The 22,044-nt window shown below is 42.1% G+C and carries 21 protein-coding genes and 4 tRNA genes; 3 read left to right on the plus strand and 22 right to left on the minus strand.

Annotated features, from left to right (window positions below):
- The 19 genes from E0H80_RS14840 to E0H80_RS14930 all read right to left on the minus strand — a co-directional run.
- A partial coding sequence (locus E0H80_RS14840) for a GTP-binding protein (protein ID WP_131366983.1) occupies positions 1 to 433 on the minus strand: 433 nt, incomplete at its 3' end.
- Between the two features lie 149 nt (positions 434 to 582).
- Positions 583 to 657, minus strand: a tRNA-Thr gene (locus E0H80_RS14845).
- 14 nt (positions 658 to 671) lie between these two features.
- Positions 672 to 747, minus strand: a tRNA-Gly gene (locus E0H80_RS14850).
- Positions 748 to 785: 38 nt separating this feature from the next.
- Positions 786 to 869, minus strand: a tRNA-Tyr gene (locus tag E0H80_RS14855).
- Positions 870 to 922: 53 nt separating this feature from the next.
- Positions 923 to 998: transfer RNA gene (locus E0H80_RS14860), tRNA-Thr, on the minus strand.
- Positions 999 to 1,096: 98 nt separating this feature from the next.
- Positions 1,097 to 2,590, minus strand: coding sequence for an anthranilate synthase component I (trpE, locus tag E0H80_RS14865; RefSeq protein ID WP_131366985.1), 1,494 nt, complete (start codon positions 2,588 to 2,590; stop codon positions 1,097 to 1,099).
- 117 nt (positions 2,591 to 2,707) lie between these two features.
- Entirely contained in the window at positions 2,708 to 3,376 is a 669-nt protein-coding gene (locus E0H80_RS14870) for a phosphoglycolate phosphatase (protein WP_131367061.1), read from the minus strand.
- A gap of 93 nt (positions 3,377 to 3,469) precedes the next feature.
- Complete coding sequence (locus tag E0H80_RS14875) at positions 3,470 to 4,204, minus strand: FHA domain-containing protein (RefSeq protein WP_131366987.1); 735 nt, start codon at positions 4,202 to 4,204, stop codon at positions 3,470 to 3,472.
- Positions 4,205 to 4,272: 68 nt separating this feature from the next.
- Positions 4,273 to 6,543: a type II secretion system secretin GspD gene (gene gspD / locus E0H80_RS14880; RefSeq protein ID WP_131366989.1), complete on the minus strand. Its 2,271-nt coding sequence runs from the start codon at positions 6,541 to 6,543 to the stop codon at positions 4,273 to 4,275.
- 43 nt (positions 6,544 to 6,586) lie between these two features.
- On the minus strand, positions 6,587 to 7,435 hold the full coding sequence (locus E0H80_RS14885) for a type II secretion system protein N (RefSeq protein ID WP_131366991.1): 849 nt from the start codon (positions 7,433 to 7,435) through the stop codon (positions 6,587 to 6,589).
- The gene (gene gspN / locus E0H80_RS14890) at positions 7,435 to 8,178 is read right to left on the minus strand and encodes a type II secretion system protein N (protein ID WP_131366993.1); all 744 of its coding nucleotides are present in this window, start codon (positions 8,176 to 8,178) and stop codon (positions 7,435 to 7,437) included. Before gspN ends, E0H80_RS14885 begins: the two co-directional genes overlap by 1 nt.
- A gap of 172 nt (positions 8,179 to 8,350) precedes the next feature.
- Positions 8,351 to 8,677, minus strand: coding sequence for an H-NS family nucleoid-associated regulatory protein (locus tag E0H80_RS14895; RefSeq protein WP_067869572.1), 327 nt, complete (start codon positions 8,675 to 8,677; stop codon positions 8,351 to 8,353).
- A 156-nt stretch (positions 8,678 to 8,833) separates the two neighbouring features.
- A complete protein-coding gene (locus E0H80_RS14900) occupies positions 8,834 to 9,262 on the minus strand; it encodes an acyl-CoA thioesterase (protein WP_131366995.1) in 429 nt (142 codons plus the stop codon).
- 10 nt (positions 9,263 to 9,272) lie between these two features.
- Positions 9,273 to 10,466: a heme biosynthesis protein HemY gene (locus E0H80_RS14905; protein ID WP_131366997.1), complete on the minus strand. Its 1,194-nt coding sequence runs from the start codon at positions 10,464 to 10,466 to the stop codon at positions 9,273 to 9,275.
- 7 nt (positions 10,467 to 10,473) lie between these two features.
- Positions 10,474 to 11,316: a hypothetical protein gene (locus E0H80_RS14910; RefSeq protein WP_131366999.1), complete on the minus strand. Its 843-nt coding sequence runs from the start codon at positions 11,314 to 11,316 to the stop codon at positions 10,474 to 10,476.
- Complete coding sequence (locus tag E0H80_RS14915; RefSeq protein ID WP_131367063.1) at positions 11,313 to 12,092, minus strand: uroporphyrinogen-III synthase; 780 nt, start codon at positions 12,090 to 12,092, stop codon at positions 11,313 to 11,315. Before E0H80_RS14915 ends, E0H80_RS14910 begins: the two co-directional genes overlap by 4 nt.
- A 1-nt stretch (position 12,093) precedes the next feature.
- Positions 12,094 to 13,011 carry a hydroxymethylbilane synthase gene (gene hemC / locus E0H80_RS14920; protein ID WP_131367000.1) on the minus strand — a complete coding sequence of 306 codons (918 nt, stop codon included), beginning with the start codon at positions 13,009 to 13,011 and terminating at the stop codon, positions 12,094 to 12,096.
- A gap of 108 nt (positions 13,012 to 13,119) precedes the next feature.
- Positions 13,120 to 13,860 carry a LytR/AlgR family response regulator transcription factor gene (locus E0H80_RS14925; RefSeq protein WP_067869559.1) on the minus strand — a complete coding sequence of 247 codons (741 nt, stop codon included), beginning with the start codon at positions 13,858 to 13,860 and terminating at the stop codon, positions 13,120 to 13,122.
- Between the two features lie 54 nt (positions 13,861 to 13,914).
- Positions 13,915 to 15,069: a sensor histidine kinase gene (locus tag E0H80_RS14930; protein ID WP_131367002.1), complete on the minus strand. Its 1,155-nt coding sequence runs from the start codon at positions 15,067 to 15,069 to the stop codon at positions 13,915 to 13,917.
- Here E0H80_RS14930 and argH point away from each other — a divergent pair.
- Positions 15,060 to 16,490: an argininosuccinate lyase gene (argH, locus tag E0H80_RS14935; protein WP_067869554.1), complete on the plus strand. Its 1,431-nt coding sequence runs from the start codon at positions 15,060 to 15,062 to the stop codon at positions 16,488 to 16,490. The genes E0H80_RS14930 and argH overlap by 10 nt on opposite strands.
- Before the next feature lie 11 nt (positions 16,491 to 16,501).
- Positions 16,502 to 16,777 (plus strand): oxidative damage protection protein, encoded by a 276-nt coding sequence (locus E0H80_RS14940; protein ID WP_131367004.1) that lies wholly within the window; start codon positions 16,502 to 16,504, stop codon positions 16,775 to 16,777.
- A 484-nt stretch (positions 16,778 to 17,261) separates the two neighbouring features.
- Here the strand turns inward: E0H80_RS14940 and pgsA are convergent, their stop codons facing one another.
- The 3 genes from pgsA to uvrC all read right to left on the minus strand — a co-directional run bounded on the left by pgsA (position 17,262) and on the right by uvrC (position 20,661).
- Positions 17,262 to 17,849 carry a CDP-diacylglycerol--glycerol-3-phosphate 3-phosphatidyltransferase gene (pgsA, locus tag E0H80_RS14945; protein WP_131367006.1) on the minus strand — a complete coding sequence of 196 codons (588 nt, stop codon included), beginning with the start codon at positions 17,847 to 17,849 and terminating at the stop codon, positions 17,262 to 17,264.
- A 108-nt stretch (positions 17,850 to 17,957) separates the two neighbouring features.
- Entirely contained in the window at positions 17,958 to 18,752 is a 795-nt protein-coding gene (locus E0H80_RS14950) for a thioesterase family protein (protein ID WP_131367009.1), read from the minus strand.
- Between the two features lie 109 nt (positions 18,753 to 18,861).
- Complete coding sequence (uvrC, locus tag E0H80_RS14955; RefSeq protein ID WP_067869540.1) at positions 18,862 to 20,661, minus strand: excinuclease ABC subunit UvrC; 1,800 nt, start codon at positions 20,659 to 20,661, stop codon at positions 18,862 to 18,864.
- A gap of 192 nt (positions 20,662 to 20,853) precedes the next feature.
- On the opposite strand from uvrC, the gene E0H80_RS14960 reads away from it, so the two are divergent.
- Positions 20,854 to 21,903, plus strand: a complete 1,050-nt coding sequence (locus tag E0H80_RS14960; protein WP_131367011.1) for an AAA family ATPase — start codon at positions 20,854 to 20,856, stop codon at positions 21,901 to 21,903.
- The last annotated feature ends 141 nt before the right edge of the window (positions 21,904 to 22,044 follow it).

Here is a 22,044-nt window from a genome sequence, read left to right on the forward strand (position 1 = left end):
CTTCATCATCAACAAGGTCACACTTGTTAAGGAATACAAGAATGTAAGGTACACCTACCTGACGAGAAAGCAGGATGTGTTCACGAGTCTGTGGCATAGGACCATCAGTCGCAGCACATACAAGGATCGCGCCGTCCATTTGAGCAGCACCAGTGATCATGTTTTTAACATAATCGGCGTGACCTGGACAGTCTACGTGCGCGTAGTGACGAATTGCAGAATCGTATTCTACGTGTGAAGTATTAATGGTAATACCACGTGCTTTTTCTTCTGGTGCAGAGTCAATTGCTGCGTAATCTTTCGCTTCACCGCCGTAAGTTTTTGCACAAATCGTTGCAATTGCAGCAGTTAAAGTTGTTTTACCATGGTCGACGTGACCAATTGTACCCACGTTTACGTGTGGCTTATTACGTTCAAACTTAGCCTTAGCCATGATGATCTTCCTCGTTTACGTCGAACACGGTCTTAAACAACGCAGCTTCGACAGGTCGCCTAAAAAAACAAATACCCAATACTTGAAAAGCAGACTAATAAGCCTGCTTTTTTTTAAAACGTTGTGAACAAGTCACTAAACTGTATATCTGGAGCTCTTATCCAGATTTGAACTGGAGACCTCTCCCTTACCAAGGGAGTGCTCTACCACTGAGCTATAAGAGCAATAAAATATTCGATGGAGCGGGAGACGAGGGTCGAACTCGCGACATGCAGCTTGGAAGGCTGCCGCTCTACCAACTGAGCTACTCCCGCATTATTGGTACAACCACACTGTATCGAATTTCTTAAATTGGTGGTGAGGGAAGGATTCGAACCTTCGAAACTTTCGTAGCGGAGTTACAGTCCGCCCCCTTTGACCGCTCGGGAACCTCACCACATACACTTATTTCAGTGTCAGTCTTCAACTTAACAACTCCAACCTCTAAGATGGTGCCGGCACACGGATTCGAACTGTGGACCTACTGATTACAAGTCAGTTGCTCTACCAACTGAGCTATGCCGGCGTTTCTTAGTGTTTCGTACGTTTCGTATCGGAACGGTGTGCAGTTTAGCAAAACTTAGAATCCGTGCAAGTGTTTTTTTCAAAAAATATATCAAAAACTCATAAAATCAACCCGTTTGATGATAATTCAACCGCTTTGATCACTGCGCGAGCTTTTATCTGGGTTTCATTCCATTCAGATTCAGGGTTTGAGTCCACTACAAGGCCTGCACCTGCCTGTACATAGACCTTATTTTCACGAATGACACAGGTTCGAATGGCAATCGACATGTCCATTTCCCCATGCCAGCCTAAATAACCAACAGCGCCACCAAAAACTCCACGTTTGACCGGCTCGACTTGGTCAATAATTTCCATGGCACGAATTTTCGGGGCACCCGACAATGTACCTGCCGGGAAAGTGGCTTTAAAAACATCCAGGGCATCCACATCATCGCGAACTTCACCTTGTACATTGGAGACAATGTGCATGACATGTGAATAACGTTCGATCACCATTTGATCGGTAACTTTCACTTTGCCAATTTTTGATACGCGCCCGACATCGTTTCGGCCCAAATCAATCAGCATTACATGCTCTGCAATCTCTTTTTCATCCGACAGCAGATCTTTCTCTAAGGCTAAATCTTCTTCTTTGGTCTTGCCACGCGGACGTGTACCGGCCAGTGGACGAACGGTGGCAATGCCATTTTCCAGACGTGATAAAATTTCCGGGGAAGACCCGACAATATGAAACGGTTCTTTATTGTCCAGGGTTTGACCTTGTACCAAGAATAAATATGGAGAGGGGTTGAGATGTCGAAGCGCACGATAAACCTGTAATGGCTCACCGTCGAAATCCGACACCATACGATGTCCGGGTACGACTTGCATCACATCGCCTGCACGGATGTACTCTTTCACAGTTTCAATCGACTCAAGGTACTTCTCTTTACCGGTAAGCGATTCAAAATGCGGAGCGGTATGCTTTTTCGCTTGCAGGCTAATCGGTTGAGCCAGCACGGCCTCCAAGTCACCCAATTGTTGTTGGGCCTTGGTATAGGCATCTGGATCATTCACATCTGCATGCACAATCAAGAACAACGTGTCTTTTAAGTTATCAAATACAATCACTGTTTTGGACAGCATCATCCAGATATCAGGCAATCCGACTGGATCGGCTGCTGGCACATTGGTTAAACGAGGTTCGATATAACGCACTGCATCATAGCCAAAATAACCCACCAGACCGCCAGTGAAGCTCGGTAAGGCGGGTAAGTCCTGTTGCGTGGGCACCTGGAACTGGGCTTGAAAGTTGCGAATGTATTGAAATGGATCACTACAGGCTTGGGTTTCAATTGAACCATCGGCTTGCTGAATGGTTAAAATACTTTCATTGCATGAAAAAACTGTGGATTCACCTAAGCCAATAATGGAATAACGCGCCCAGTTTTCACCCCCTTCAACCGATTCAAATAAATAAGCCTGGCTATGATCTTTAAAACGTGCAAACACTGAAAGTGGTGTTTCGGTATCGGCTAAACGCTGACGGTAAACAGGAATCAGGTTATAACCATCAGATTTTAAGCTGTCGAATTGAGTTTGAGTGGTCATGAGTATGCTCTATGTTTTCGAGATGGGCGGGTTTAAGTTCGTTTTGGTATTATCTGACTTCATGTCGCCATCGAAAAACCATACAATTTCTCATTCCAATATCCTTACTTTTAAATTTTACGCGAGTAATTCTGTTAAATCATCGACCACTTGTTGTGGCTGGCAATCCTGAATATCTTCCCCATGATTATAGCCATAGCTAACCACAATACAATCCACTCCTGCGCGTCGTGCGGCCTCTACATCATTGCTTGAGTCACCAATCATTAAAGTTTCTGCCGCAGTGACCTCATATTCGTCGACACAGAACAGTAACTGACGCGGATGCGGTTTGCGTTCTTCAAAGCGGTCACCGCCAATCACATCGACAAAATATTTACTTAAGCCCAAATCTTCGACAATCATGCGCGCAGGTTGCTCTGGCTTGTTGGTCACACAGATCATTTTCTTGTTCTGACTTAAACCCCAGTCCAGGAAGTCCACCACCCCAGTAAAAGGCTGGGTATCCACACAGGGTTCAGCATTATAAATTTCTAAAAAGGTTTTTAATAATTGTTGATGCTGATCCGGATCGACCTGTCCAGTTAAATACTGCAACGTGCTATGACAAAAAAGGGAGGTTCCCTTACCTATCCAAGTGCGAACCTGCTCTTCAGTTACTCTTGGTAATTGCAAAACATTCAGGCTCATATTCATGGCGCGATATAAATCAGATGCGGAATCCACCAATGTGCCATCCAAGTCAAATAAAATAAGTTCACGACTTGCCAAATCTGCTACAGACATCTTGTTCCTCTCTTGATTCATCTCAAACAACAACATCCAGTCATACAATGAAGGCATGCGATTGCATGCCTTCATTGTATGTCGAGCGCACCCTTATTTAAATAATAACCATGCGATAATTGCAAGGATAATCAAGGCAATAATGGTCATTAAGCCAACCGATGCATTTTTCTGCTCGTTTTTTTCCAGCTCAACACGGGATACTGGCTCTTCGATTGCAACAGGCTGCGGTTCAGGCTGTGCTTTTGTGATATCAATTCCTACCGGAATAGGCGCAGGTTTCGGGATTGCAACGCCTTGCGGCATACCATCACGACTGACCTGAACATGACTATCGCGCTCTTTCAGCTCAGGCATACCTTGCTCATTCATTTGTTGAGCAACTGTTTTCGATGCTTCCTCCGCTTCTGCGGCTGCTGTTTCAGAAACCGCAACAGCTTCCGAAGGCTGTTCAGTAGCAGGAATCACTTTTGTTTCTGCTGCTACAGGTTCAGCTGCAACTTCAACGGGTTCAATCACAAGAGGCGCAATATCTTTAGCTGGCTCAAGAACTGAAAATTTTAAACTGGCAAACTGAATAATATCGCCTTGTTTTAACAAGGTTTCATGTTCAATCTGTAAATCATTAAGGAATGTGCCGTTAGATGAGTTTAAATCCTGTACCCACAAGGCTTGGTCTTTTAGCAAGAAAGCCGCATGCTTGCGCGAAATTTCCGCTGCTTGCAATACAATATCTGCGCTCTGATGACGACCGACCACCATATCACGGTCGATGCTAATTTCTTGTCCCGTCAATTCACCGGTAATTGCTTGTATTTTCCAAGTCATGAAATGCACTTCTCTTTGCGATTTTTTTCATCATATCACGGCAAATCTGCAAGTCTTTACATCCTCTGTTAAGAACCTGATCGAATCGTGGTCGTGGTTACGGTATTTTTAGTTCGTTCAACCTCAGATTGAGGGGCCTGAATGACTTGCCGTTGCACCACAGGCTCAATCGCTACAGGAGTTCTAATCGTAGTAGCATTGGATGGGTTCTGTGCACCTGATGGTACCGTTTGATAATCCGGCACTTTAGGAGCTGAAGGCGTAACAGGCAGTCTTTGCTGATAAATATCTTCAACGTTCTCCGGCAACTTGGCAAACGTCCCATCCTGATCCATGGCTAACTGCAAACTGTACAATTGACTGTAACGCTGCTGAGATAAGCGCTTCACATCTTTAGCATCACCAACAATGGTGGGGTGGATAAAGACCAGTAAATTGCGTTTTTCATTCGATTTGACATCAGATCTGAACAAACGTCCAATTCCCGGAAGAGCGCCCAATCCTGGTACAGACTGACGACCATGAATCGAGTTATCTGAAATCAAACCGCCCAACACGATGGTCTGACCATGCTCAGCCAAAATTGAGGTTTTGATGGCACGCTTACTGGTGACCAGATCCTGCGCTTCACCTTTTGCCTGTACTGCGGAAACTTCCTGTTCGACTTCCAACCGAACCGAGCCCCCTTCACCAATATGCGGCACCACTTTTAAAGTTACACCGACATCTTTACGTTCAACCGTGGTATAGGGATTAATGCCGGCAGTAGTCGTGGCCACAGAACCTGTAACAAAGGGGACGTTCTGCCCCACCACAATATAGGCTTCTTCATTATCCATGGTCACAATAGAAGGTGTAGAGAGCAAATTAGATTTTGTATTACTTTTGAGGGCCTGAATCAGCGCACCATAAAGTCGGCGAGAGCCATCACTGCCTTCTTTATAATCGCCAAGAATTAATGAAGTTCCTTTTAGGCCAGCCGCCGCAGCACCCAATCCTGCCGCGCCTCCCGTTAAATAGCCACCTGCCAGATTGGCCAGACTTGCCCCTGCATTATCAAAGCTAATCAAGCCTATACCACTGCTTAAGTCACCCAAAGCCCATTGCACACCGAGTTGATCGGCATCATTCCCTTCAACCTCAATGATGGCCGCCTCGATGAGTACTTGCTGACGACGGATATCGAGCTGCTGAATGGCAGATTCAATTTCACGCATCAATTGCGGATCAGCTTTCACTACCAACGCATTTTGACTGTCATCGGCGATAATACTGACACCATTCCCATTAAAACTGGTGATGCTCTTTTGATTATTACTGTTCGACCCGCCGCCTAAATTAATACTTGGGGTTGAAATGCTAGATGAGCCAGTGCTTGAATTATTGGAATTGTTATTACCCAAATTATTCATCGTGCTATTGCTGCTCGATGATGAATTATTCGAATTTGATGAACTTGAAACCGCCTGACCAGTGACCAATCCTTGTAAAATTTCCGCCAGATTTTTAGCACTGGCATATTTTAATCGGAAGACTTTAAGTCCACCCAAACGATCTGCTGCGGGTACATCCAGCATTTCAATCATTTGACGGATACGCTTACGTGTTGCAGCATCCCCTTTCAGCATAATCCGATTGGTTCGAGTATCGGCAATGATACGGATACGCGAGCCTTTTAGATCTCTGGCTGCGCCGGTGGAACTCATCGACTCAAGTAAACCAATCATTTCTTCCGCTTGACTGGATTGCAGGGGCACTACCTCAAGATCATTTTGCCCGGTACCATCCAGGTTACGAATAAGGGTTTCAAGCTGATAAATATTGTTTGCACGGTCTGAAACAATCAGTGCATTGGTTCCAGCGACTGCGGATAAATGCGCGAACTGTGGCATCAAAGGACGAATCGCAGGAATCAAGTCATTCGGATTAGTATTTTCAAGCCAAATCACCTGCGTCACAATTTGATCACCCGTAGCACGGTGCTTGCTATCGAAAGGTACACCCGAGCTTTTAACATTACTGTCAGGAACCAATTTAATGGTATTGCCGGAAGGAATAGCCACCACGCCGTTGACATTCAATACACCCAGAAATAAATCGTAAACTTCAGTTTTATTTAAGGGCTTATTGGAAATGACCGTGACATTGCCACGTACACGTGGATCTACAGCAAAATTTTTCCCTGTAATATCGGCAACTTCATTAATAAATGCAGTTAAATCAGCGTCACGTAAATTAATTTTCCATGTCTGTGCATGGCTTGCAGTGCTCACCATAGCAATCAGTGGTGCAGCTGCAAATAAGGTCCAAACTGAACGATGATGATTAAATAAAGCCATAAAATTTCGTGCTTCCTAACCCTAAAATGTGACGATGCATCACTTAAAAATTCTGTTGTATGGTCATCACCTGATCACCACGCTTTATTTCCAGCTTAACCTGACCTTCGCGTCTCGCCTGTTCCAGCAACTGAGCATCGTTTTGCCCCTGACCCACAGTCTGTCCATTCAACGACATAATTCGGTCACCCGGTTGCAAACCCAGCTTGCTGCGTAATGCGGCCGGAGTTCTTGAGGTCACTTCATATCCCCCACTAGCCGCATTTACCCCCATATCTTTTAAATATTGTTCCCGGTCTTCCTGTATTTTTTGTACTGCTTGCCCCAAAGCATTATTTTCCTGACTCGGCACCGCTTGATTCGTTTGACTTGACTGAGTACTTGAGTTTGGCGCATTCACTACAGGCTGAACAATCGATTGATCCAATCCATTTTCAATCCTTTTAAACGCTAACTCTCGGGTGGTACCATTATTTTGACGGAGTACCACGCGATCCCAATATACTTCAGCCAACTGGTAAGAGGTAGTATCAATACTTTCTCCTACACGGTAGCGATCTGCCACGTCATTGACTTTAATCACCGCAGAAGAAAATTGGCTTGGAGAACCCATCACTACACCTTGCAATACAAGGTTTAAGTTCTCGTCTGTGGCAGTGCTCTTTCCAGCTTCTTCAAATAATGCAAATGAAGTTATATTAGGGACTTGTGGTTGTTGTGAACCTAATTCGACCCGTTCTAACTGTATCACTTGAGGGGGAGCCATCAATAACCAGAAAATGCTCGCCAATTTCCAGCATAAATATAGAATTAACAATGCAAGTAATATCGGTGCAGCACGATCGGCTTGCTTCCAATTCAATTGTTGAATTTTCTCAATCCACTCATTCATTAGAAACCACCTTTAAACAAAGGCTGGCGTGAACTAATGACATAGGTGTCTAAACCTGCTTTACCGTCATAGGAAGCAATATTCATCAATAACCGTTGGGTCAATTGCACATTAAGCATCAAGCTTTGATCCAGCTCTAAAGCAATCAGCTTTTGATCACGCTGGTCACGAAAATCGAACATCAGCTTGTTATTTTCATCTGACAGCTTTCCTTTCAATGACGGCATATTCATTCGATCTTGTCGCTGGGCATAGGTATAAATCAACTCACCACCTGCCCACTGTAATTGACCGTCTGCCTGTGAAAAGCCCTGCTCTTTTTTATAGTTAAAATCGATATCTTGGAGCTGAATGGCATTTGCAGGCCATTGCCAATCCACCATATTTTTTAAGGTCTCAGGTGCAATTTGTCCATTCCAATCATGAAGCGTGACTTTCTTGCCCAAACCATATCCCACGACCCCATCAAGCTGGGTGTGCCCACTATGGACTTCAATATGCGCCCCTAAACGCAGCAAAAACAGATCCAATGGCCGTGTTTTCCAACTTAACGATCCTCTTAGATTTCCTTTATGCCAATCTGCTTGCCCTTGCCAAATATTACCGCTTACATTTTGCAAGACCTGGTTGTTTTTATAAAATTTTGAAATTAGCCAAGCCGCTGGAATTTGGAGTAAAACAAACATAAAAAAAACGATAATGGCAAAGATCCACCACTTGATGTATTTGGGTTTCTTTATCATCCCACCACGACCAACATATCTATTCTTCTTCCCTGAGCCACGATATTATCTTTATATACATATTATGCATACTTTTTCCACAACGCCAATTCAAAGATATAAAAAAACCAAGCATATATGCTTGGTTTTTTTAGCCTAATCCAATTGCATGACAATCTCATGAATTTTATAATTAGATAAGGAAGTCTTCCAGTTTCGCACCACTTTCCAGTTCAGCCACTAACCAGCGTGGTTGTTTACCGCGACCCGTCCAAGTATCAGTTGGATTCTGTTTACTACGGTAGCGCGGCTCTACAGATTTACGGGTGCTTTTTTTACGTTTTGTCGTGCCAAATTCTAAAATTTGCTCAATCGACAAACCTACATTCTCTGCAATATCTAAAATTTGCTGATAGGCATCTTCAACGGCTTGATCTTTTTTAGAAACAATTAATGCTTCTGCTTCAACTTGTAAACGTTTTAACTGTTCAACAGATAAATTGCTGATGTCCGGCATCATACTAACTCCCAAAATAGATTTTATATTTTATTTATTCAAACTCGATCATAATATTTTTATTATCTAAAACATTCAATATAATTTTTTAGATAACCACAATCTTTAAAATAGATTGTATATTTCTTCAATATTTATAGAGTATCTGCTTTAAATATTTTAAATCAAATGATTCACCGTTAATTCAATTTCAGTTACTTTTTTCCGAATCACCACAGGTATTTCCGTTTTATTCATATTTTCTTTATTTACACACACAATAACCGCTTCGCCCCATGCCACTACAGTTTGTTGTGCCTCACTCCATAATAAATAACTCATCCGCAAAGCACTATTACGCATTTCCTCAACACGCGCCCCTATTTTAAGCTGGTCTGGATAAAATACCGGACGAATATATTTGCACTGATTTGATGCAACCACCGTATAAACATCCTGTTGGAAAATATTAAGCTCATCCATATAGCGAATGCGGGCACTTTCGATATAGCGATAGTACATCACATTATTTACATGCCCAAAGGCATCCATATCTCCCCAGGCGACTGGCTGCTCATGAATAACAGGATAATCTGATAGGGTTAACATTCACTTCGCCTCATATTTTTATTTCAACAAAATTTGCATTATTTTCAAATATTAAATTTAGCTGTTGAATTAAATCATCCTGACCTTTTAAAGTGGATTTAATTCTTAAATAATTCATCATCACATTATCTGGATATAATTCCAGCAATTTTTCAGCTTCCGCATAACGTGCGGTCGCATCGTATATGTGCCATTTTGCAAAGGTAAACACGGGCAAAGAAGGATATTTATTTTCCCAATAATCAATTCGTTGCTCAACCCCTAAATAATCGGGGTTTTGTTTCAACAATTGCTGCTGGAACCATAAATAAAAAATATCTTGATTAAATTGCTCATCTAACAAATGTAATGCCAAGTCTTCATGTTTCCAAGCARAAGACGGCATACGAGATAATACCTTCAACCATAAAGTTTTTATCTCATAATTGCGACTATAAATTTGATCTTGCAAGTCTAAATAACGTTGTTGTAAATTTTGCAAATCTTCAACATCAGCTTGATCAAAATCAAATAATAACTGTTGCAACCATTCCTGTTTGGTTTCAGCGCCTAAATGACCATATTTAGTCGAACGCAAATACATCCATGGAAATTGAATAGCAAACTTACCCCATAACGCTGTCAAGCGTAAATCATAAGCACTTTTTACATCGTTTAACCACGGCGAAAGTTCATGCTGATTTAAAAACTCAAGATGGGTTAATGCCTGCTCACCATCATTTTGCGCCAGATAAATTTCAATGCGTTGTATTTCAGCCAATTCAAATGCCATGGCATTGCTTTGATTTAATATCGCAAGGGCCTGTGGATATTGCTGCTGCATCCAATACAATCGGGAACCAATAATGCCTTTTAATAAACCCGATTGGGAAAATACCCCTTGAATAAATTCATGTTGATCTTGAGCCGCCTCTAATAACCACACCACAGCCAGCTGTTCATAAGGATGTAAATTTTTAAAATTAAAAACAGTTTCTAACTTTCTTTGTTGTCTTTTTAAATAACGCTTGATTAATAACCATAACAATTGAATGCTTAAACTCAAGCAGGCCAGAAAAATAAAAACCACCCAGATATTAGTTTGAATTTGCCATTCTCGCCAATATAGATACACATATCCTGCGCCATAACCGTAACTTAATACACTCAGTCCGGCAATGACAATCAAGCTAATAAAAGCATAAGCAAGTAAAACCTGTTTCATTGATTCATCACCCCAATAATGCACGTGTATTTAAAATTGGCGTCGGAATAATAGTAAATCCTTTTATTTTTTGGATATTCTGAATCAATTGGCGTGATTTCTCATCCGGGATTTGATTTAACAATTGGATAATTTCAGTCAGCGATTCTTGGTATTCTAAATATTGACCTTGCTGTAAAGCCTGATGTGCCAATAATAATCGGAGCTGCGCCTCTTTTAAAATCAATGGACGTTGCATTAAAGCTATAGCAGGTTGTTTTGCGGGTTCAATCACCAGCCAACGTTGCCAAAAATGCTTACTTTGCGGTGGGCTTGAACTTAATTTTGGCGTATTTATTTCTTGAGTTAAGGCCTGATCCAGCTGATGTATTAATCCATCTACTTTTGTCTGCTGTGCCACACGCGCACTGGCAAATTGCTGAATCACTTGCTGATCTTTCGCAATGACCTGATGCAAACTCTGTTTTAGTGAAGGTGCTAAAGCATATTGTTCTAAATTGCGATCTAAATGCATTAATTTATCTAAAGCTTCATCCAGTTTTTGCTGCTTTAGCATAAATTCAATCAAATCCAGCTGCTGTTTAATCACCACAACCGGATCAAGGCTTGCTGCTTCGATGGTTTTTAAATCATGCTCTGTTTGAGTACCTTGCGCTACTGTCCCAGCTTCAAGCTTTACCTGACGCTGTAAAGCCACCAGTTGGTCATTTAAATTTGCATTGTTTTGTTCCATACGATGCAAACTGCTGATTAATTCTGTTTGTTGTGCAGAGACATTAAATACGTCATAACTTAATTTTATAATCCAGAGCAAACTTAAAATAAGTAATAAAATGAGAATTTTCTTCATGTGTTCCCTTGCACAACAATAAGCTGCTGCAAAATTGAATCTGTTTTTAAATCGGGTAATCGCGCGATATTAAAACATGCCTGTTGGTTTTTTTTATAATCTGAAACAACTTGATACAAGCGCTCGCCCAAAACAAAATAATAGCCTTTTGCAATAATCGCATCTTGACCCTGCAGCAACTTAATCCAGTTTAGCCAGCTCGCTTCACTGCTCACCACTATAGCGTACTGGTGCTGTTGTTCTAATAAAGGCAATATATCTGGAAGGCTCTGTTGAGTAAGGACAGGACAGCGGCGCTCATATAAAATAAAATTTAGAATATGCATGCCTTGCTGTTTTAACTGCTCCATCATAAATGGACGACCACCTTCCCCTCGCCAAAAAGCAATACAGGTTCCAGCCTTCATACTTTTAAGTATGGGAAGTTGCAACATCCCTTCTGATGTTTCAACCAGAGGAACTTTAGCAGCAATTCCATAGTTTGCTAAAGCTTGCTCCGTTGTTTCACCTACCGCAATCCACTGGATATGCTGCAGTTGATCAAGACTCATCCCTGCCTGTTTTAAATAATCCATCCCCACCTGAACAGCAGTTGGACTGACCACCACAATCACCTGTGCAGAAAGCAATTGCGGATACAGCTCAGACAGTAGCTCTGACCAAGGTCGAGCGACCAATTCCAGTAAAGGCAAATCCAAAACAGGGACGTGAGCCATACGCAAGGCATGACTCAATTTTTCTGCACGGTCTTGAGGACGGGTATTAATAAACAGCATGTTAATAAAGTGCTTTAAGCAAATCACCCGCGCCTTGTTCAAGCAATTTCTGCGCGAGACTGACCCCCAGCTGTTCAGCTTGTTCTGGAGTGCCGCTGAGATTGGCTTTCAATAGCGTTACACCATCTACACTTCCCACACGACCCTCTATATGGAGTAGCCCTTGATTTAAAGTCGCATATCCTGCAATTGGCACCTGGCAACCGCCTTCTAAATAGGCATTGAAAGCGCGTTCTGCACGAACACAAACATCAGTTTCAGCATGTAAAAGCGGTAAAATAAGACCAAGTACCACCTGGTCTGTCGCACGACATTCGAGACCGAGTGCGCCTTGTCCAACTGCAGGCAAACTAATTTCAGGTTTCAGGCTATGACGTATACGCTCAGCCAAGCCTAGGCGTTTTAAACCCGCACTCGCCAAAATAATGGCATCGTATAAACCTGAATCCAGCTTAGATAAACGTGTTCCAACATTACCCCGCAAATCAATAATATTCAAATCAGGACGCTGTTTTAAAATCTGTGTCTTACGGCGCAGGCTTGACGTGCCTACTTTTGCACCCTGCGGTAATTCATCAAAACTGTGATAGGTATTGGAGACAAAAGCATCCATAGGATCCTCACGTTCACAAATTACGGCCAAGCTTAAACCTTCAGGTAAGGCCATAGGTACATCTTTCATGGAATGAACAGCCAAATCTGCACGACCATCTAGCAATGCTGCTTCTAACTCTTTAACAAATAAACCTTTACCGCCAATTTTTGCCAAAGGCGTATCTAGGATTTTGTCACCTTGAGTGACGAAGGTCACCAACTCAACTTTAAGATCAGCATGCAATGCCTCTAAACGGGCACGAATATGTTCAGCCTGCCATAAGGCAAGCGGGCTTTGTCGAGTTGCAATCTTCAAAATCTTCATAAATTTTAGAAACAGTCAATGTAAGTGCGTTATTGTAAACTTAACGCGCTGACTTGAAAATGCAAGTGAATTTGCACAGTTGTTTTCATCAAAATTATGAAAAGAGATTTATATTTTTTGTATTCGTTCTCTTAAATTGGGCAAATGACGTCGGCTGACGGCCAGACGTTCTTCCAACTCACGACAACGTACCTGATACTGCCCCGAACTAATCACCTCGAGACCATCCAAAAAATTCACTGAAACCAATGCATTACGATGAATTCGAACGAATTGATCGCCAAATTCATTTTCTAGGTCTTTTAAGGTTTCATCAATCAGTACGCTGCCATTTTTATGGCGTACCGTGACATATTTCTGGTCTGCTAAAAAATAATAAATATTTTCCACAGGCACCAACTCTACCCCACGGTAGGTTTTTGCCACAATTTGATGGCGTTTTATATTGAGTTCGTTCATATCTTCTTTTTGTTTTAAAGTGCTCATTTGTGCTTGAGTCAGTTTGGTTAAATGATCTAAAACCTGTTGTAATTCTTGTTGCATCACTGGTTTTAATAGATAGCCTTCTGCATGCGACTTAAATGCCTCCAAAGCATGCTCATCATAGGCAGTACAAAAAATAATCGCCGGCATAGGCTCTAGCTGGCGCAAATACTGGGCACAGCTTAATCCATCCATTTCGGGCATTTGAATATCTAAAAGCACCACATCTGGCTCATAAAACTGAACCATATCAATCGCCTGCTGACCATGCGTTGCAGTTGCAATCACTTGATGTCCCAGTTGGGTGACTAAACGTGATAATCGCTCTACCGCGAGAGGTTCATCATCACAAATCAGGATGTCCATTTTTCCTCCTTTCACAGTTACCATGATTTTTTTTATAGGTTAACTATGATTTTTTTATTTATATCGATATTGCACGACTGTGGTAAACATTCCCTTCCCCGCGTATGTCTGAAAGCTCACAGTCCGTCCATAATAAGCTTCTAGACGCTGTTTCACATTCTCAACTGCAATACCATTTCCTTGTCTTAAATTTATTTTTTCCTGTTTATAAGGGTTAGTAATAACGATATTGACTTGATTTTGCAATACTTCAACCAATATGCTTATCGTACTCTTAGTTAAAAAATTTTCAACTCCATGAAAAATACTATTTTCCACTAAAGGTTGTAAAGTTAATAATGGAATTTGTATCTGAGAAAAGAGTACTTCATCGTCATATTTCCACTCTACGCGTAAACGATCACCTAAACGAATCTCCTCAATGGCTAAATAATGCTGACACAGTTCAATTTCATCTTTTAAGCGCACCAGTTTAAGTTCTTTAAAACTTGCACGAAATAGTCGTGATAAATTCAGTAACATTTGTTCTGCTTTATCTGGATCAATGCTAATTAAACTGATCACCGTATTTAAACTGTTAAATAGAAAATGTGGATGAATTCGTGCCTGCATGGCTTGAATGCGTGCATGTAGTTCACTGTTTTGCTGGCGTGCCCATTGTTCACGCAAATACAGATAGCGAAAACAGAATGTTCCAATTAGTACGCCATAGCTCAGATGTAACATCACCCCATCGAGTAAGACTTCGCTGTTTAAATTGTAAATTTGAAAATTCTGTCCGAAATAAATCACAGCATTTAGCATCACGGTGGTCGATAAAACAATAATCTGCAATAGAATGAAGCCGACCACTAAAGCTTGCCCAAAACCTAAATGCTGTATTTTTTTTTGAAACAGCTCAACCAATGCAACAAAAGCCAGTAATACCCAGTTAATGAACAACATATACTGCAATAAACGCCCTACACTTAAGCCCGCCCATGATTGTGCTTCTGCCAAAGCTAAAATCATCGCCAAAATATTACTGGCAATAAATAATTCGATTAAATGTTGCCAACGCCCTATTTTCGTAAAAAAATAAGCGTATGGTTTATTTCCATGTGTATCAGCAAAACTTTGCTCGTCTTGTCCTTCGGCAAGTGAACCTGAATTTGTTATACTGTTTTTAGTTCTAATGCTTTTTATCTTATTGAGCCGACATGACCACATCTTCTAATTCCTCAAATCCGTCACAAACCCAAACTTCGGGTATGTGGGGCGGTCGTTTCTCTGAAGCGACGGACGCTTTTGTTGCTGAATTTACAGCATCTGTACAATTTGACCAACGCTTTTATAAACAAGATATTGCAGGTTCTATTGCACATGCAACCATGCTGGCAAAAGTTGGCGTACTTACCGAACAAGAACGTGACGACATCATCACTGGCCTAACCGCAATTCAAGCGGACATTGAAGCGGGTAATTTTGAATGGCGTGTTGACCTGGAAGATGTCCACATGAACATCGAGTCTCGTCTGACTCAGCGTATTGGCATCACCGGTAAAAAACTCCATACCGGCCGTAGCCGTAACGACCAGGTCGCAACCGATATTCGTTTATACGTGCGTGACGAAATTGATGCGATTCTAAAATTGCTGGAAAAATTACAAAAAGGTATTTTGGGCTTGGCTGCAAAAAACACCCAAACCATTATGCCGGGCTTCACTCACTTACAAACGGCACAACCAGTGACTTTCGGTCACCATTTAATGGCGTGGTTTGAAATGCTGGTGCGTGATTCTGAGCGTCTAATCGACTGCCGTAAACGTGTTAATCGTTTGCCACTTGGCTCTGCTGCTCTTGCTGGTACAACCTATCCAATTGAACGTGAATACACAGCACAGCTTTTAGGTTTTGAAGCAGTCTGTGAAAACTCGTTAGACGCGGTTTCTGACCGTGATTTCGCGATTGAATTCAATGCTGCTGCATCCCTTATTATGATGCATTTATCACGTATGTCTGAAGAAATGATTCTGTGGACTTCTGCACAATTCAAGTTTGTGAATATTCCGGATCGTTTCTGCACCGGCTCTTCAATTATGCCGCAGAAGAAAAACCCGGATGTGCCTGAATTAATTCGTGGTAAAACCGGCCGTGTGTATGGTGACTTAATGAGTCTTCTAACCCTCATGAAAGGTCAACCGTTGGCGTATAACAAAGACAACCAGGAAGATAAAGAACCCCTATTTGATGCCATTGATACGGTTCGTGGCTCATTAATGGCATTTGCCGACATGATTCCTGCACTTGTACCTAATATTGAAATTATGCGTGAAGCAGCACTACGCGGTTTCTCAACCGCAACTGATCTTGCCGATTATCTGGTAAAAAATGGCGTTGCGTTCCGTGATGCACATGAAATTGTCGGTAAAGCGGTGGCGCTTGGTGTTCAAGAATCGAAAGATTTGTCTGAATTGACACTTGAACAATTGCAACAGTTCTCTGATTTGATTTCTGAAGATGTATTTGAAAAAGCATTAACACTTGAAGCATCGGTGAATGCACGTAACCATATTGGCGGTACTGCACCCGCTCAAGTTGAAGCTGCAATTTCGCGCGCCTATACACGCTTAGAAAAACTTTACGCTTAAGGAATAATGATATGTCTCGACAAGTGTTTTGCCGTAAGTATCAAAAAGATATGGAAGCTTTAGATTTTGCCCCCTTCCCTGGTGCAAAAGGTCAAGAATTGTTTGATAGCGTGTCTAAACAGGCTTGGCAAGAATGGCTTAAACACCAAACCACGCTGATCAATGAAAAACGTTTAAACGTGTTTGAAGCAGATGCAAAGAAATTTCTAGAAGAGCAACGTGAAAAGTTCTTTAGTAACGATCAGTCACTGGAAAAAGCTGAAGGCCTAAAGCCTGAAGAAAAATAAGGCGCTGCCTTATTTTTCTGCAAGACAAGCGCTGAAAGCATGCGTAGGCTTTAATTTGAAGCACGATATTAAAGGCAAGCGAAACGCGTACTTTCTTATGTCATAAAGGAGTCTTTGAAAGGCTCCTTTTTTATTATATAAAGCCTAAAAGCCACACTCAGGCTCTTCTATTCTATGTTTTGCTACTTCTTATAAAGGAATTTGGTTTTTTAACATTTAGAAATAACTGTAAACCAAAGCTACATTTCTAAATAAAACTCTACATTACAATACAATAACCTACATGAGTTATGGAATTGACTCTCCTATAATTAGTTTCAAGAAGATGGTTAAACATCTTATAAAAGATATAACAAATACCCGATTTCAATCCTAGGTTTCCCCCAAAATCTAGGATTTTTTTTGTTTATAAATTTTAAACACATATCCAAGTCAAAAAAAAACACCCTGAAACGGGTGTCTTTAATGAATGTTTAAATCTAGTTTAAGGCTGTTTTAAATACGGCCATGCAGCTTTCAAATAAATAAACATAGACCATAAGGTTAGAATCACTGCGGTATAAAGTAAAAGATAAGCCAAAGTATCAAGCGGTTGCCAATTCAGTAAAAACACTGAAATCGCAATCATTTGAAACGCCGTTTTATATTTACCCACGGTAGATACGGCAACATTGGTCCGTGCGCCCAACTCAGCCATCCATTCACGCAAAGCCGATACGGTAATTTCGCGTGAAATAATCACAATCGCTGCAAATGCCATGGAAATACTCGGTTGCCATTGCACCAGAACAATCAACGCAGCTGCAACCATCAGCTTATCTGCAACCGGATCGAGAAAGCGGCCAAAGGCTGAGGTTTGATTCAGTGAACGTGCCAAATAACCATCGAACCAGTCAGTTACTGCAGCAACCACAAAAATCGCCGTTAAAACAATGTGACGAGTCATGTTAGTGTCGTGTTCCGCAACACCAATTGTAGGCGGCCAATAAGCCACCAACAAAAAAACAGGTATTAAAGCTATACGCGCCAAAGTCAAGATATTTGGAATATTCAGGATGCGACCTGTAGTCATAGACACCGCCAATTTTTCCCCTGTATGTACAATGAAAAACCACACATATTTTGGGATGGATTCATCGTTAATTCAGACTCACTTTATACGAATTGCTATAAAGTGTCACTAGGCAAACACGGTAACTGTCTGTCTGGAAATCGCAATCAGTCTGTTTTCAGCATCCCAAAGATGGGCATATTCAGTGGAATACCCTTCTGCCGCATAATCGGTAAATACTTTATATTTAAACCAATCCTGCAGCTGATTGCTTAAAGGATGAACATAGGTCACATGCCAGGTCAATGAACTGGCTGGTGCTATGCTGTTAAACATTGGCAAGACACCGGGAGGCCACATGTCAAATGCCACCATCAAATCCGACACGGTCATTTCCCGATTTTCATGCCGCGCAGGATTAAAACGCATCCAGCCACTAAAATCAGGCTTTTCACTCGCCGTACATGGATACTGTCCATCTACCCAGACCAAATCCATCTGTCCAAAACATTCAGGTGCTAGAGGATGATGCTCTGCAATGTTTAATTGCTCCGGTGCTGGAAACGCTGGTGCAATGCGTTCCTGTTGTACTGAAATTGCCGAGGGACGCTGGGTGCCGAAACTGGCAATCAAAATACTTTGCACTGCATTATCTTGTAACAGTCGCACTTCAACTGTAGTTACAGACTTGCCTTGCCGTAAGATTTCAGCAGTTAATTGAACGGGTGCCATTTGTACTGGACCGACAAAAGTCACACTGGTGCTTAATAAACGTTTTAGGGGATCAGCAATTGCCACCACTGCTTTTTGCATCATCATGCCTGCAACCAAGCCCCCATAAATGGTGCGGCCTTGTAACCATCCTGGCGGCATATCCACCCATTCATTTTGTTCAATGTCGGTAAATAATTGGCGGAGTGACATCCTCTGTCCTTTGAAGTTTTTGATTTGCTCTATTTTTGACTTATTTTGAAGTGTTGTGAATGCTCAATGACTGCAGCGTCAATGAGCACTTTGGCCAATCGGTCTGTCTTTATTCATGCAGTACCTTATAAATGGTTCTTGCCATGACATCGCCCAGACCGGGAACCAGTTTCAAGTCATTTTCTGAGGCTTTCAATACGCCCTGAATTCCACCAAAGTGGGTCAGCAAATCACGGCGGCGTTTTGGCCCTAATCCAGGAATGACTTCCAGCACTGAACCACCGCGGCGTTTATCGCGTTTGGCACGATGTTTGGTAATGGCAAAACGGTGGGCTTCATCACGTACCTGCTGAATTAAATGTAGGGCTTTATGGTCTTCAGGCAACTGGATTTTACTGCCATCGGTAAAATGCAAGGTTTCCAGACCGGGTTTACGCCCTTCACCTTTAGATACCCCGACCATAAAGGCATCCAGTCCCAGATCCTGCATGACTTGCATCGCCATATGCAATTGACCTTTACCGCCATCAATCAGCAGTAAATCCGGCAACATGGCTTTTTTATAACGGCGGGTCAGCGCTTGACGCATGGCCGCATAGTCATCACCACCAGTAATATCTTCAATGGAAAACTGGCGATAATCACGTTTGCGCGCACCGCCCGAATCGAACACCACACAGGAAGCAATAGTGGCTTCACCCATGGTATGCGAGATATCAAAACATTCAATCCGGTCAATCGGACGACCGACCACTTGTTCCAGCTGATGGAAACGTTCATTCAGTTCAAAATGATTGGCCAGCTGCCCTTTAATGGCATGTTGCACATTCATATTGGCCAGCTCTAACCACTCGGCACGGGTTTCCCGAACATTGGACTTAATCTGAACTTTCTTGCCAAATTCCTGTTGCAGCGCCTGTTCCAATTCTTTGCGATCGGGTAATTCGGTATTAATAATCAGCTCGGCAGGGACTTCATCTGCAACCTGAAAATAAAAGTTTGCCATGAAATCAGATAACATTTGCCCCAGATCGTCGCCCAGCATATCGGGGAAATAGCTTTTCCCGCCGAGCATTTTGCCATTACGCACATGCATAATCTGCACGCAGGTCACGCCGGCATGATAGGCAATTGCCAGAATATCAGCTTCACCTTTGAGTTTATAAATCGCCTGTTGCGATTGCACATCACGCAGCAAAGCCATCCGGTCGCGATAAAACACCGCTTTTTCAAATTCCAGCGCTTCAGCTGCCGCTTCCATTTTGGCGATCAATTCCTGATTTAATTCTTTAGTATCACCTTGTAAAAAGCGAATCGAATTTTTAACATCTTCCTGATAATCTTCAGGCGAAATTAAACCGACACAAGGCGCGGTACAGCGCTTGATCTGATATTGCAAACACGGGCGTTTACGCTGGGAAAAATAACTGTTTTCACACTGGCGTACATTGAACAGTTTTTGCAGCACCACCAAAGTGTCACGGGCATTATAGGCACTCGGATAAGGGCCAAAAAACTTGCCAACCTGATGCTTGCCTTTGCCGCGACCTGCTGCAATACGCGGATAAGGCTTGTCACTGGAGACAAAGATATAGACATAAGATTTATCATCGCGCAACATGATGTTGTACGGCGGACGATGCAGCTTAATCAGGTTTTGTTCCAGCAATAAGGCTTCGGTTTCAGAACGGACAATCAGCGTTTCAATATCATAAATCCGTGCCACCAAAGCCTGTGTTTTGGGATGATCGATGGTTTTAACGAAGTAGCTCGACACACGGTTTTTCAGATTTTTGGCTTTACCCACATACAGTAATTCTCCGTCTTTACCCAACATCCGGTAAACCCCAGGTAAAGTCGTCATATGGGCTAAAATCTTTTCAATATTGTCACGCGCGTTTTCGTTCACATTCAGCCTTATTTACAATGATGTCTGCTTTGCTACATGATGTGATGGTTTTCAAGCCATTTTCAAGCCAATTCGCTATTTTCTCCCCTTCATCAAACAAAGTTCTAACAATCATTTAATTGCTAAAAGCTATAAGTGACTCATGCTTATTTTGCTATGCTCAAGTCATCTGAAGAACTTGGATCAAACTGAATGACGAACCACAATCCTGCCATGCATATCGTTAAGCCTGTAACTGCAACGCATAGCGCATCTGAAAAAGATAGATTGATGGGCAAACCTCGTTTTCATTTTGAACCCAAAGATGTAATGCAATTACTGCATGCCCGAATTATTGGACAGGATGCCGCATTACAAGAAATCGAAAAAATGCTGCATGTGGTCAAAGCCGATTTTTCCAGTCCGGAACGCCCTCTCTCGGTAATGCTCATGCTTGGTCCAACCGGTGTCGGTAAAACAGAAACTGTGCGTTTAATTAGCGAGGCGATTTATGGCCGCCCGGATGCTTTTTGCCGGATTGATATGAATACCCTGGCGCAAGAACATTATGCCGCAGCCATTACCGGTGCACCTCCGGGCTACGTTGGCTCAAAAGAAGGTCATAGCCTGTTTGATGAAACCGCCATTGCCGGTTCACATACCCGTCCGGGGATTGTGCTGTTTGATGAGTTGGAGAAAGCATCGACTGAAGTGATTCGCGGTTTAATGAATATACTGGACACTGGCAAGCTGACTTTAACCTCAGGCACCAAGACCCTCGATTTTCGCAACTGCATGATCTTTATGACCAGTAATGTCGGTGCACAAGCTGCACAGCAATATTTGGACAAACTGAATTTTCTGCCGCAGAAAATGCAGAATATTTGCCTTAAAAAAATATCCACCAAAACCATTATTGAAAAAGTGATGTTTAAAAAATTTGATCCTGAATTTTTAAACCGGATTGATCGTACTTTGCATTATCTGGCGGTTCAGGATAATGCGTTACCAAAGCTAGTAGAAATTGAACTGGAAAAACTCAATCAGCGCCTTCAACATCAAAAGCGTGCGGTGGTTTTAACCGATGCTGCCAAAGCACACTTTTATACAGGGCATGATATTCGTTTTGGCGCACGCCATTTGGCGCGAAAAATGCGAACTGAACTGGAACCGATTCTGGCGGTTTACTTTTTAAATTATCCGGGAAAAAATCAGCTCACGGTGAATTTCGATAATGGACAGTTGATGATTCAGCCAGAATAATGCTCTAAATAACCGCACCAACAATCGTTGTGACAGCCAAATATTTGGCAGCGTATTAACTATAAATCTGTTTAGTTTTATTTCAATAAAATACGTATCAACGCTACTGATTTGCAATTTCCTGCTTAAATCTTGACTACA

This window comes from Acinetobacter sp. ANC 4779, assembly GCF_004331055.1.
Lineage (GTDB): Bacteria > Pseudomonadota > Gammaproteobacteria > Pseudomonadales > Moraxellaceae > Acinetobacter.